Here is a 13,044-nt window from a genome sequence, read left to right as displayed (position 1 = left end):
AAGCGATCAGCTTCGCAGGCCGGGTGCCTCGTAGCCGGTGCGCTCCACATATTCGGTATAGCCGCCGGCATATTGATGGATGCCCTCCGGCGTCAGTTCCAGCACGCGATTGGAGAGCGCCGCCAGGAAATGCCGGTCGTGCGAGACGAACAGCATCGTGCCTTCAAATTGCGACAGCGCCTGGATGAGCATCTCTTTCGTATCGAGATCGAGATGGTTGGTCGGCTCGTCCAGCACCAGCAGGTTCGGCGGATCGAAAAGCATGATCGCCATCACCAGCCGCGCCTTCTCGCCGCCCGACAGCACCCGGCACCTCTTCTCGACATCGTCACCGGAAAAGCCGAAGCATCCCGCCAGCGCGCGCAACGAGCCTTGTCCCGCCTGTGGGAACTCGTGCTCCAGCGTCTCGAATATGGTGCGTTCGCCATCGAGGAGGTCCATGGCATGCTGGGCGAAATACCCCATTTTTACGCTGGCTCCGAGAGCGACACTGCCTTCGTCCGGCTGCGCCGAACCCGCCACCAGCTTCAGCAAAGTGGATTTGCCGGCGCCGTTGATGCCCATGATGCACCAGCGCTCCCGGCGCCGCACCATGAAGTCCAGTCCTTTATAAATGATGCGGCTGCCATATTTCTTGTGAACGCTTTTAAGGCTCACCACGTCTTCGCCGGAGCGCGGCGCCGGCTGGAATTCGAAGGCGACGGTCTGACGCCGTTTCGGCGGTTCCACCCGGTCGATCTTCTCCAGCTTCTTCACGCGGCTCTGTACCTGCGAGGCGTGCGAGGCACGCGCCTTGAAGCGTTCGATAAACTTGATTTCCTTGGCGAGCATCGCCTGCTGGCGCTCGAATTGGGCCTGCTGCTGCTTTTCGTTCTGCGCCCGCTGCTGTTCGTAGAAAGCATAATCGCCCGAATAGCTCGTCAATGAACCACCATCGATCTCGATGATCTTGGTGACGATGCGGTTCATGAACTCGCGGTCATGCGAGGTCATCAGCAAAGCGCCCTCGTAACCTCTGAGGAATTCTTCCAGCCAGATGAGACTCTCCAGATCCAGATGGTTGCTTGGCTCGTCGAGCAGCATGACGTCCGGGCGCATCAGGAGAATGCGGGCAAGCGCCACGCGCATTTTCCAGCCGCCCGACAGCGCGCCGACGTCGCCATCCATCATCTCCTGGCTGAAGCTCAAGCCCGCCAGCACTTCGCGGGCACGCCCTTCGAGGGCATAGCCGTCCAGCTCCTCGTAACGCGCCTGCACTTCGCCATAACGTTCGATGATCGCGTCCATCTGGTCGGCCTGGTCGGGATCGACCATAGCAGCTTCCAGCTCGCGCAGCTCGGCAGCAACTGCACTGACGGGGCCGGCACCTTCCATCACTTCGGAGACGGCACTGCGGCCCGCCAATTCGCCGACATCCTGATTGAAGTAGCCGATGGTGACGCCCTTATCGACCGAAACCTGCCCCTCGTCGGGCAGCTCCTGTCCCGTGATCATCCTAAAAAGTGTCGTCTTGCCGGCGCCATTCGGGCCGACAAGCCCGACGCTCTCACCTCTGTTGAGCGCAGCGGTTGCCTCGATAAAGAGGATGCGATGGCTGTTCTGCTTGCTGATATTCTCGATACGAATCATGTCTGCGCCAGGCCCGAAGAAAGTTTTTCGCGGGCCTTATGCCACGGGTCGCGCGCGCTGTCGCAGGTTTTCGGGAAGAAGATGAGTTCAATGTCAAACTGGTGTCAGTCGCGGTGATTTCCGAGGTATTATTCGCCCGCGGTATCCGTCCCATCCAGCTTATAGCTCAACCGCTCTACGCCGGCCGCGGGCGCGCCGGTCGCATTTTTCGGAGTATCGGACGTTCTATGAACAGGTAGCAGATGATCGTAAAGGCCAGCGAGCCCAATGCGAGGAACGCGGGCTGCGCGGCGTGTGGCACGCCAGCGCGCAACAGCAGCGCCGTTACCATGACACCGGTGAGCACGTGCCAAACGTAGATGGAATAAGAGGCGTCTCCCAGGAAGTGCAGGTATGCGAGATTGGGAACGCCTCGCTCCCGTTCTGCGAAAACAGCGCCCGACAATATCAGTACCGCAGGTATGCCCCAGCCAACCGTCCGGTCGACATCGGGCATCAGGTCACTTGCCAGCAGCAATACGAATCCGGCGATCATCAAGCCGACGGCGGCGTGAAAAGACAGCCGAAAACCCTTTCTCCATAAGCGGCCGATGACGATTCCGGCCGCAAATTCAAGAATGACCGGCTCCGTGAAAACACTGAGATAGCCGAGGGGCAGCAGGTACTGCGCAATGACGACGGCCACCAGAGCCACCATCAGGAACCATAGCCGTCTGAGCTCGGGCAGAAACAAGGAAATGGAAAAGATGAGATAGAAGAACATCTCGTAGGACAGGGTCCATCCCTGCTCCACGATCGGATGCATTGCGTCGCCCCTCATGACGGGCAGGAAAAGCAGCGAACCGATCAAATTCCCGATGGTCGTGTCGATGTTGAAGAAGAACTGCGGTTTCAACACGGCCATCACGAATGTTGCCGCCGTCGCAATCCAGTAAAGCGGCACTATTCTGAACAGCCGGCGCACCATGAACCCTTGCGGACTGACAGGTTTTCCCTCGGTGGTGACCCACATGATAAAGCCGCTGATGACAAAGAATATATCGACCCCCGCCGCTCCAACTTCGAATCCCAAGCCGTATGCGTCACAGACATGGAAGCAGAGGACGGAAATCGCAGCGATGGCCCGCAGATATTGAATGCTCGTGATGTCGCTGCCGATTTTCAAGACAATGCCTCTCGCGACTGGAATGCCATTGCCAACGCCTTGCCGGCGGGTTTGGCGACAGAACGAGCCGAAACACCGGACACTCCTGCAAAAAGGCTTGGAGGGCGCGGTGGACTGGATGTCACAGGCGCAACCATTTCAGTCAAAACAGATGATTTCCCGCCGGTTTCGTGACGGAATTCGGGCATTTCGGATGCGGAGGATACGCGAGGAGATTACACCATCCGGGAGAAATGGCCCATTCATATATCTTTTGCGTCGTTACGATGCCGGCTAATGGTCGTTCAACTGACCTTAGAGAAGATGATCTCCAATATGCCGGGATATGCTGAGAAGAGGCCTTATAATTTTATCCCGCCCGAGTTTGATACCTCGGCCGGGATATTCGACATCATTTTATTGGCTGTGCATCAAATCAATGACTGCCTAGACAATCGCGTCCAAGCGAACACTTAGCTGCACCCGCTCGTCGCGCCACACGTGTCGCACTTCTCGCAAGTTCCATTCCGAACCATCGTGAAGTTCTGGCACTCCGTGCACATGTTGCCGGTGTAGCCCTGCATGATGGAGCGGGCGCGGCGTTCGGATTCCAGTTTCTTGGCTTCTGCCTTCGCCGTTGCCGCGTCATCGGCTGCCTTGTCGGTGAAGAGGGCGGTGGAGGCTTCGGCGGTTTCGTTTGCCAGTTCCTCGGCGATCTCTTCGGCCAGTTCCTTGGCGCGTTCCTCATAGTCGCGCTTGAAGGCGACGACTTCCGAGGTGGAGATGGCGCCGGCCGGCTCGAGTTTGCGCGCGGTATTGCCGGCGATGGAGGTGATCGTCGCGCCCGATGAGGCGCGTGCCGGAGCGGCCGTGGCCGAACCCTTGACATCGCTTGCCTGGCGTTCGCCCGACGTCGGCACCAGCGTCGGCTTGTAGCCGCGGGTCAGGCCCTTGGAGACAACATCCGCCTTGCCTTCCGATACGCCGCGTCCGAGCGCCGTGTTGGTGAAGTCGGACGTATCGACATGGGCGAGATCGTGGCGGCCGAGATAGGAGATGGCGAGCTCACGGAACACGTAGTCGAGGATCGACGTGGCGTTCTTGATCGCGTCGTTGCCGGTGACGATGCCGGCCGGCTCGAACTTGGTGAAGGTGAAGGCATCGACATATTCTTCGAGCGGCACGCCGTATTGCAGGCCGAGCGAGACGGAGATGGCGAAGTTATTGATGAAGGCGCGCAGCGCCGAACCTTCCTTGTTCATGTCGAGGAAGATTTCGCCGAGACGGCCGTCGTCATATTCGCCGGTGCGCAGGAAGATGGTGTGTCCACCGATCTTGGCCTTCTGGGTGTAGCCCTTGCGGCGGCCGGGAAGCTTCTCCTGGCTGCGGACAACCTTCTCGATGACGCGTTCGATGATCTTCTCGGTGACGGTGACGGCCTGGGCGGCAGCCGGGGCCTGCAGCAGTTCTTCCACTGCATCCTCGTTATCGTCGTCGTCGATCAGCGAGGCGTTCAGCGGCTGGCTGAGCTTGGAGCCGTCGCGATAAAGCGCGTTCGCCTTCAGGCCGAGCTTCCAGGACAGCATATAGGCGTTCTTGCAATCCTCGACGGTCGCCTCATTGGCCATGTTGATCGTCTTGGAAATGGCGCCCGAGATGAAGGGCTGGGCGGCGGCCATCATGCGGATGTGGCTTTCGACCGAGAGATAGCGCTTGCCGATCTTGCCGCAGGGATTGGCGCAATCGAAGACGGCGAGATGCTCGTTCTTGAGGAACGGCGCGCCTTCCAGCGTCATCGCACCGCAGACATGGATGTTGGCAGCTTCGATCTCCTTCTTGGAGAAGCCGAGATGGTCGAGCAGGTTGAAGCTGATGTCGGCCAGTTGCTCGTCGGAGACCTTCAGCGTGCCCTTCAGGAAGTCTGCGCCGAGCGTCCACTGGTTGAAGACGAACTTGATGTCGAAGGCGCTCTTCAGCGCGGCGTTGACTGCCTCCACCTTCTCGTTGGTGAAGCCCTTGGCCTTCAGCGTCGAAGGGTTGATGGCCGGCGCCTGGTTCAGGTTGCCATGGCCGACAGCATAGGCCTCGATCTCGGCAATCTGGCTTTCGGAATAGCCGAGCGCACGCAATGCTTCCGGAACGGCGCGGTTGATGATCTTGAAGTAGCCGCCGCCGGCAAGCTTCTTGAACTTCACCAGAGCGAAATCCGGCTCGATGCCGGTCGTGTCGCAATCCATGACAAGGCCGATCGTGCCGGTCGGCGCGATAACGGTTGCCTGGGCATTGCGGTAGCCGTGCTGTTCGCCGAGGCTCAAGGCCTTGTCCCAGGCCGCCTTGGCATGGGTAACGAGGTCCTGGTCCGGATTGTCGCTATGGATCAGCGCCACCGGATTGACCGACAGGCCCTCATAGCCCGAGGTCTCGCCATAGGCAGCGCGGCGATGGTTGCGGATGACCCGCAGCATATGCTCGCGGTTCGGCTTGAACATCGGGAAGGTCCCGAGTTCGGAGGCCATTTCGGCCGAGGTCGCATAGGCAATGCCGGTCATGATCGCGGTCAGCGAGCCGGCGATGGCGCGGGCTTCGTCCGAGTCATAGGGAATGCCCGAGGACATCAGCAGGCCGCCGATATTGGCATAGCCGAGGCCGAGCGTACGGTATTCATAGGAGAGCTCGGCAATGCGGCGCGACGGGAACTGCGCCATCATGACCGAGATTTCGAGGACGACGGTCCAAAGGCGAACGGCATGCTCGTAATCGCCGATATTGATGCGCTTCGTCGCGGCATCCTTGAAGGTCATCAGGTTCAGCGAGGCGAGGTTGCAGGCCGTATCGTCAAGGAACATATATTCCGAGCACGGATTGGACGCGCGGATCGGGCCGGCGGCCGGGCTGGTGTGCCAGTCGTTCATCGTCGTATTGAAGTGCAGGCCCGGATCGGCCGATGCCCAGGCGGCATAGGAGATCGATTCCCAGAGGTCGCGCGCCTTCACCGTCTTGACGACCTTGCCGTCCTTGCGGGCGGTCAGGTTCCAGTCGCCATCATTCTCGACGGCGCGCAGGAAATCGTCCTTGATCGAGACGGAATTATTGGAGTTCTGGCCGGAAACGGTGAGATAGGCTTCCGAATCCCAGTCCGTGTCGTAGGTCTTGAACTCGAGATCCTTATAACCCTGGCGAGCGAACTGGATGACGCGCTGAACGTAGTTTTCCGGAACCTGATCCTTCTTGGCGGCGCGGATTTCGCGCTTCAGGGCAGGGTTCTTGGCCGGATCAAAGCAATCGTCATTGTCGCCGTCGCAATTGACGGCGGCTTTCATGATCGCCTTCAGGTGCTTGGCGACGATCTTCGAACCGGTGACGAGGGCAGCAACCTTCTGCTCTTCCTTGACCTTCCAGTTGATGTATTCCTCGATATCCGGATGATCGATGTCGACGACGACCATCTTGGCGGCGCGGCGGGTCGTGCCACCAGACTTGATGGCGCCGGCAGCGCGGTCGCCGATCTTCAGGAAGCTCATCAGGCCGGAAGAGCGGCCGCCGCCGGAAAGCTTTTCGCCTTCGCCGCGCAGCAGCGAGAAGTTGGAGCCGGTGCCGGAGCCATACTTGAAGAGACGCGCCTCACGAACCCAGAGGTCCATGATGCCGCCTTCGTTGACGAGATCGTCCTCGACCGACTGGATGAAGCAGGCATGCGGCTGCGGATGCTCATAGGCCGACTTCGACTTGGTGATCTTGCCGGTGAAGGGGTCGACATAGAAATGGCCCTGGCCGGGACCATCGATGCCATAGGCCCAGTGCATGCCGGTGTTGAACCACTGCGGCGAATTCGGCGCGACGCGCTGGGTCGCGAGCATGTAGGCAAGCTCGTCCTTAAAAGCCGAAGCGTCTTCCTCGGAGGAGAAGTAGCCGCCCTTCCAGCCCCAATAGGTCCAGGTGCCGGCAAGACGGTCGAAGACCTGGCGCGCATCGGTTTCGGAGCCAGTCTGGCTTTCCTTCGGCAGGTCCTTCAATGCCGAATCATCGGGGACGGAGCGCCACAGGAAGGAAGGAACGTCGTTTTCCTCGACCTTCTTCAGCTTGGCGGGCACGCCGGCCTTGCGGAAATATTTCTGCGCCAGAATATCGGCCGCAACCTGCGAAAACTGCGCCGGCACGTCGATGTTTTCGAGGCGGAAAACGATCGAACCGTCAGGGTTCTTGATCTCGCTCGTCGCTTTGCGGAATTCGATCTCCGCATAAGGTGACTGGCCGGCCTTCGTAAATCGACGTTCGATGCGCATGATCCCATACCTCAATTCGTTGGCGCCCGTCCTCGTAACGAAAGGCGCAAAAATCCTGATCCGGCTTCGCGGTTTCAGCGCGCAGCCAGTGTTCAATCCGCTTCCTGACAGGAGGTGTCATCCGGAGATGTCTTTCCCGTATCTTGTGGTGATGGTGGCTGCAAACACTAAATATAGTATTAACAGCTTATTGCCGCCAGTCCCCGCATGTATTTTTTTGGCAGCATCGATATCGGCACAAAAGGTCTGCATGGCGCCACCAGTCATAGTGTATCGCCCTGAATCCAAATCCGATTTCGAGTTAAGGACCAGCCCCCGTTATTTCGTCCGGTCCAGTCGCCGCCGCAACGTCAGTCATTAACTTTGAAAGACCCGATTCCGTCAAGGGGTGGTTTGCGACGGATTTTTAACCACAATATCTTGTGGGCTCGCCTGTGGAAATTGGGGAAACGCCAGGAGTCCCTAAGATTCAAGCGCTTGGCGGAAATTGTTCGCTCTTCGCGCGACCGCTTGCGAACGCAATGCCACCGGCAACGGAAATAAAAGCGACAATATTGTGACCGTGACCTCGAAACCATTGTTAGAGGGGCAAAAGCATGCAGCAACCCCTCATGATTCGCGCGGAAGGGCTTGAATCCCACGAAATCTTGGTATCTCGGCAACCACTAAATATAGTGGGCGCTGAAGCGCCCACCTCTATTGCTGATGCCTATGTCCGGTTTTGGCACACCAGACAGAATCACAAGTGATTCGCGTGAGCCTCACGAGGGTCAGCCGCGATGACCCTTGGCGATCGGCTCCTGATAGGTGAAGCCCATGTCCCAGGGAAAATAGATCCAGGTGTCCTGGCTGACCTCGGTGATGAAGGTGTCGATGGTCGGCACGCCCTTCGGCTTGGCGTACAGGCAGGCGAAATGCGCCTTCGGCAGCATGGTGCGCACTTCAGCGGCCGTCTTGCCGGTATCCGTCAGGTCGTCGACGACAAGCACGCCTTCGCCGCCATCGGCCGTCAATTCCGGTGTGATGCCCTTGAGCAGGCTCATTTCGCCCTGGCTGGAATAGTCGTGATAGGAGGCGATGCAGACGGTATCGATCATGCGGATGTTGAGTTCGCGCGAGATGATGGCGGCGGGAACGAGGCCGCCGCGTGTGATGCAGACGATCGCCTTGAATTCGCGATTAAGGCCGGCAAGCCGCCAGGCAAGGGCGCGGGCATCGCGATGGAACTGATCCCAGGATACGGGAAAGGCTTTATCGGGGAGGGACATGGCTCAGAGGCTCCGGGAGGCAGAGGATAACGACGCACCGGCGCTGCCGGCGACCCTGAGCAGACCCCGCGACGGGCGCGGACCATGGACCAAATCCTGAAACGCGATTCGCTGGCTCTCCGAATAGAACATGACCTATCCAAAAACCGCTTTTGGACTTTAGGACAATGCTCCATGAACCCCAGCGAATGGGTTCCCTGGCGGGAATTCTCTCATCGGTCGCTGCTTTCTGCTGGATTTGCGGCCAAAAGGCAAGAGCGCCGCTGCGCCGCTATCCGCCAGGGCTTACGATGATCAGCGCGCCAGCAGCGTCATCGCAGTCATCGATTGCAAAAGCGTGCGCGTCGTGCCGCCGAAAATCAATTGCCAGAGCCAGGAATGCGTATAGGCACCCATGACCAGCAGATCGATGCTGTCGTCGGCAAGACGGTTTTCGATGACTTGCGATGGCGTCTTGCCGCCGCAGGCCGCCGTTTCCAGTCTGGCGCGAACGCCGTGGCGGATAAGCGTGGCAGCGATCTCCGCGCCGGTCTCCTTCGGCGAATGCGTCAAGCTATTCGACGTGTCGACGCAAAAAATCTCCACGGAATCCGCGGTTCTCAGAAACGGCAGGGCATCGAAGGTCGCGCGCGCCGCTTCCTTCGATCCGTTCCAGGCTATCAGCACACGACGGATCGGCTTCGGCTCGGTGAAGATATAGGGAATGAGCAGCACGGGACGGCCGCTTTCGAAGAGGAAGCTTTCGACATCGACATGCGAGTCCGACGATTTGGCTGGATCGGGCTGCACGGCAACGAGCAGATCGGCGCTGCGCGCAGTTTCCATCAGCGGCTCCGAACCATAGCCGACGGTGCTTGCAAAGTTGCGCCATTCATAGGCGACGTTTTCGCGCTCCATTTTGGCGCGGAACAGCCGCTCGATATCGACGGCCTGGTTGTGCGCCATATCCTGCAGGGCCTGCACGGCGACCGGATCGGGGATTTCCATCGGCGCCACCAGCGGCACGGCCGAAACGATTTCCGTATGCAGACCCACGATATGAGCGCCATGTTCCCGAGCGAACGCGGCGGCAAAATCGACCGCCACGCGCGCATTGTCAGGCGTATCGAGAATGACCAGAATGGTTTTATAGGGCATGGCGTGATCTCCCATGAGGAAAGGTCCTTATTGCTCCATTATATCAGTGTTCCGCCTGATAATAATGCGCCGATGTGACCCGGGTTCCCCGAAAGGTTGAAAGCACTTGCTGAACGTCATGCCTCAGCGGACTGATTTTCCTGTGCTTTCGCCTGTCTTATCATTTCGATCATGGCGCGCACTTCAGCCGCGACACTTTCAACCAACTCGGAGGAACGGCCCCTAACGACGATTTCCGTCGAGAAGGATTGGCCGATATAGCGCGGGTAAGACCCGATGCTGGTATCGGGATGAGCTTTCTGGATGGCGCCGAGCGGGGTGCCGATCTCGCCTTCGCCGTAAGGGCAGGAAATCGCCATTGAAAGCATGCGGGTGCCGGAGCGCAGGGTCGGCACGACATTGTCGAGCATCGCCTGAAAGACTTGCGGCACGCCCGCCATGACGTAGACGTTGCCGATGTTGAAGCCCGGCGCCGTCGAGACCGGATTGGCAATATGTTTGGAGCCGACCGGCATGCGCGCCATCCGCTGGCGCGCCTCCGTGAATTCCATTTCGCGCCGCGCATACATCTCCGCCATCAGCCGCATCGCCTCGGCATCGTGTTCGCAAGGCACGCCGAATGCCTTGGCGATGGCATCGGCGGTGATGTCGTCATGCGTCGGGCCGATGCCGCCAGAGGTGAAGACATAATCATATTGGCTGCGCAGCGCGTTCAGCGCGGAAACAATGGCGTCTTCGTCGTCGGCGACAATACGGACTTCCTTCAGATCGATCCCCGACAGCAGCATGACATCGGCGAGATGGCCGATATTTTTGTCCTTCGTCCGGCCGGAGAGCAGTTCGTCGCCGATGGCGAGCATCGCGGCGGTGACAATGGTTTCATTGGTCATGGAAATTATCCGTGGAATTGCGCGGCGCGCGTTCGAAAAAGCGTTTCAAATAGGTAGCGCCGTTTGCCGCGAATGCAAACTGACGTTTTCGTTTGGTCGACGATCAAGAAAAAAGCAACCGCAAGTGAATTTTCGTCTTCATCGGGTGAACAGTGCGTTCTAGTTGCAGGGGGTGCGCCTTTGTTTGCCTGCTGGTACAAATCAGCTCGAAAATCAACGCGTCCAACGACGGGAGACGTTCATGGCTAAGGTGCTGGTGCTCTATTACTCCTCCTATGGTCACATCGAGAAGATGGCCTATGCCGTCGCTGAAGGCGCGAAGTCCGCTGGCGCCGACGTGACCGTGAAGCGTGTGCCGGAACTGGTGCCGGAAGAGGTGGCCAAGGCTTCCTACTTCAAGCTCGATCAGGAAGCCCCGATCGCAACGCCGGATGAACTCGTCGAATACGACGCCATCATCGTCGGCTCGGGCACCCGCTTCGGCACGGTTACGTCGCAGATGCGCAATTTCTGGGATCAGACCGGCAGCTTGTGGTTCGGCGGCAAGCTCGTCGGCAAGGTCGGCTCGGTGTTCACCTCTTCGGCGACCCAGCACGGCGGCCAGGAATCCACCATCCTCGGCTTCATCCCGACCCTGCTGCACCACGGCATGGCCGTCGTCGGCCTTCCCTACGCGTTCCAGGGCCAGATGGGCACGGAAGAAGTCAAGGGCGGCTCGCCCTATGGCGCATCCACGATCACCAACGGCGACGGCTCACGCCAGCCCTCGGAAATCGAACTGGAAGCCGCAAGGTATCAGGGCGCTCACGTCGCCAAGATCGCGGCCAAGCTCGTGGCTTAATTCGATATTGCTTTTGGATAATCAGAGGCGCGGCGGAAGCTGCGCCTTTTTGCGTTGGACCCAATTGGAATTTGGTCTTTGGTGCGGACGACGGGGGTCGAACCCGTATACCCAAAGGTGAGGGATTTTAAGTCCCTTGCGTCTACCAATTTCGCCACGTCCGCGTTTTCGCGATTTCAATATCTTGCAAGGTCTGATTTGGGAAGCTTCGGAACGCAGATTTTTGAATTCCAGGCGCGAGCGCATGCTGGCCTGAATAATACAGTGATGGCCAGAGCGCCTTGAACATCTTAATAAAGGCTGTCGTCGGCTTGCCGACAACAAGCGAAGCCCGCCGGCACCGGGTGAACCGGATTGGAGCGGGCCTCTGACCATCGTCATGATGGCTGGCTCGCATTGGAAGCGGGGCTTTCCTTCCTGTCAATTCGAAGATTTTGCGTTGCGACCGGATGTAACATTGTGGTGCGAGCGAAGGCAGTTGCACTTTCGATGGTCGCAATGTCGATGGGTGAGGTCGGAAAGCGCAGCAAAGAGGCTTTCTTTACTCATCTTTCTTGTGTCATAGCGAAGGCGGATTGAACAGGAACGGACCAAGACCGTGGACAAGCAGGATGTTCTCGATGCCACCGAGGCCATGCGTGGCCTTTTTCCCGCAACGCCGCTACAACTGAACGAGCATCTTTCCGCTCGCTATGGTGCCGACATCTGGCTGAAGCGCGAGGATCTGACGCCGGTGCGCTCCTACAAGATTCGCGGCGCCTTCAATTTCTTCCGCAAGGTGATCGCCGCGGGCGGCACCGGCAAGACATTCGTCTGCGCTTCGGCCGGCAATCATGCGCAGGGCTTTGCTTTCGTCTGCCGCCATTTCGGGGTGCCGGGCGTGGTCTATATGCCGGTAACGACACCGCAGCAGAAGATCGACAAGACCCGCATGTTCGGCGGTGAGTTCATCACCATCAAGCTGTTCGGCGATTTCTTCGACCAATGCTATCAGGCGGCACGCGAGCACGTGCAGCATATTGACGGCGTCATGGTGCCGCCTTTCGATCATGCCGATATCATCGAGGGGCAGGCGACGGTTGCCGCCGAAATCGCCGAGCAATTGCCTGACGGCGTCGTACCCGACCGCATCGTTCTGCCCGTCGGCGGTGGTGGATTGGCGGCCGGCATCACCGGCCATTTTGCCGATTGCCTCCCCAAGGAGGCATTCGTCTTTGCCGAGCCGGCGGGCGCGCCCAGCCTCAGGCGCAGCATGGAGGCGGGGCAGGTGATGACGCTGGCGAAGGTCGACAATTTCGTCGATGGCGCAGCGGTCGGCCGCATCGGTGATCTGAATTTTGCTGCTCTGAAGGATTTTGCGGCCGAGCAGGTCATGCTGATTGCGGAAAATGCCATCTGCGTGACGATTACCGATATGCTGAATGTCGAAGGCGTCGTGCTCGAGCCCGCCGGCGCGCTGGCGATCACCGCACTCGAGGCGATGGATCGGGAGAGCATTCGCGGCAAGACGATCGTTGCCGTCGTCTCCGGTGGCAATTTCGATTTCGAGCGCCTGCCGGACGTCAAGGAGCGCGCGATGCGCTATGCCGGGCTAAAGAAATACTTCATCCTGCGGCTGGCACAGCGTCCCGGCGCCCTGCGCGATTTTCTCAATTTGCTGGGTCCGGAGGACGATATCGCCCGCTTCGAATATCTGAAGAAGAGCGCCCGCAATTTCGGCTCCATCCTGATCGGCATCGAGACGAAAAATCCCGACAATTTCAAGCAACTGGTTGAGAATTTCGAGCGCGCCGGCATGGGTTATGAGGACATTACCGAGAACGACATTCTGGCTAGCCTGATCATTTAACTT

9 protein-coding genes and 1 tRNA gene are annotated in these 13,044 nt (G+C 59.0%); 3 read left to right on the top strand and 7 right to left on the bottom strand.

Translation table 11 applies throughout. The features are described from left to right. Positions 1–6 precede the first annotated feature (6 nt). On the bottom strand, positions 7–1,629 hold the full coding sequence (locus QDY28_RS02460) for an ABC-F family ATP-binding cassette domain-containing protein (RefSeq protein WP_331380129.1): 1,623 nt from the start codon (positions 1,627–1,629) through the stop codon (positions 7–9). 175 nt (positions 1,630–1,804) lie between these two features. Further along, entirely contained in the window at positions 1,805–2,740 is a 936-nt protein-coding gene (locus QDY28_RS02455) for an acyltransferase family protein (RefSeq protein WP_331380430.1), read from the bottom strand. Here QDY28_RS02455 and QDY28_RS02450 point away from each other — a divergent pair. Further along, positions 2,720–2,968, top strand: coding sequence for a hypothetical protein (locus tag QDY28_RS02450; protein ID WP_331380447.1), 249 nt, complete (start codon positions 2,720–2,722; stop codon positions 2,966–2,968). The genes QDY28_RS02455 and QDY28_RS02450 overlap by 21 nt on opposite strands. Positions 2,969–3,246: 278 nt before the next feature. On the opposite strand, the gene QDY28_RS02445 is transcribed toward QDY28_RS02450, so the two are convergent. The 4 genes from QDY28_RS02445 to QDY28_RS02430 all read right to left on the bottom strand — a co-directional run bounded on the left by QDY28_RS02445 (position 3,247) and on the right by QDY28_RS02430 (position 10,351). Continuing rightward, positions 3,247–7,056, bottom strand: a complete 3,810-nt coding sequence (locus QDY28_RS02445) for a vitamin B12-dependent ribonucleotide reductase (protein WP_331380128.1) — start codon at positions 7,054–7,056, stop codon at positions 3,247–3,249. A gap of 770 nt (positions 7,057–7,826) precedes the next feature. Further along, positions 7,827–8,324: a xanthine phosphoribosyltransferase gene (gene gpt / locus QDY28_RS02440; protein ID WP_331380127.1), complete on the bottom strand. Its 498-nt coding sequence runs from the start codon at positions 8,322–8,324 to the stop codon at positions 7,827–7,829. Between the two features lie 294 nt (positions 8,325–8,618). Beyond that, on the bottom strand, positions 8,619–9,461 hold the full coding sequence (locus QDY28_RS02435) for a universal stress protein (RefSeq protein ID WP_331380126.1): 843 nt from the start codon (positions 9,459–9,461) through the stop codon (positions 8,619–8,621). A gap of 116 nt (positions 9,462–9,577) precedes the next feature. Next, entirely contained in the window at positions 9,578–10,351 is a 774-nt protein-coding gene (locus QDY28_RS02430) for a competence/damage-inducible protein A (RefSeq protein ID WP_331380125.1), read from the bottom strand. Positions 10,352–10,592: 241 nt separating this feature from the next. Between QDY28_RS02430 and wrbA the strand changes: the two genes are divergently transcribed. Next, positions 10,593–11,192: an NAD(P)H:quinone oxidoreductase type IV gene (wrbA, locus tag QDY28_RS02425; RefSeq protein ID WP_331380124.1), complete on the top strand. Its 600-nt coding sequence runs from the start codon at positions 10,593–10,595 to the stop codon at positions 11,190–11,192. A gap of 79 nt (positions 11,193–11,271) precedes the next feature. Here the strand turns inward: wrbA and QDY28_RS02420 are convergent. After that, positions 11,272–11,356 (bottom strand) — tRNA-Leu (locus tag QDY28_RS02420). 434 nt (positions 11,357–11,790) lie between these two features. On the opposite strand from QDY28_RS02420, the gene ilvA reads away from it, so the two are divergent. Then, positions 11,791–13,041, top strand: a complete 1,251-nt coding sequence (ilvA, locus tag QDY28_RS02415) for a threonine ammonia-lyase (protein WP_331380123.1) — start codon at positions 11,791–11,793, stop codon at positions 13,039–13,041. Positions 13,042–13,044: the final 3 nt, after the last annotated feature.

It is taken from the genome of Rhizobium sp. BR 362 (assembly GCF_036528765.1).
In the GTDB taxonomy this organism is placed as follows: Bacteria; Pseudomonadota; Alphaproteobacteria; order Rhizobiales; family Rhizobiaceae; genus Rhizobium.
This window is presented reverse-complemented; position numbering and strand designations above follow the sequence as displayed.

What these genes read in the sequence shown, in the direction of transcription:
- QDY28_RS02460 (WP_331380129.1), bottom strand. Translation starts at nt 1,629, where the DNA reads ATGATTCGTATCGAGAATATCAGCAAGCAGAACAGCCATCGCATCCTC.
- QDY28_RS02450 (WP_331380447.1), top strand. Translation starts at nt 2,720, where the DNA reads ATGGAAGCAGAGGACGGAAATCGCAGCGATGGCCCGCAGATATTGAAT.
- QDY28_RS02445 (WP_331380128.1), bottom strand. Translation starts at nt 7,056, where the DNA reads ATGCGCATCGAACGTCGATTTACGAAGGCCGGCCAGTCACCTTATGCG.
- gpt (WP_331380127.1), bottom strand. Translation starts at nt 8,324, where the DNA reads ATGTCCCTCCCCGATAAAGCCTTTCCCGTATCCTGGGATCAGTTCCAT.
- QDY28_RS02435 (WP_331380126.1), bottom strand. Translation starts at nt 9,461, where the DNA reads ATGCCCTATAAAACCATTCTGGTCATTCTCGATACGCCTGACAATGCG.
- QDY28_RS02430 (WP_331380125.1), bottom strand. Translation starts at nt 10,351, where the DNA reads ATGACCAATGAAACCATTGTCACCGCCGCGATGCTCGCCATCGGCGAC.
- wrbA (WP_331380124.1), top strand. Translation starts at nt 10,593, where the DNA reads ATGGCTAAGGTGCTGGTGCTCTATTACTCCTCCTATGGTCACATCGAG.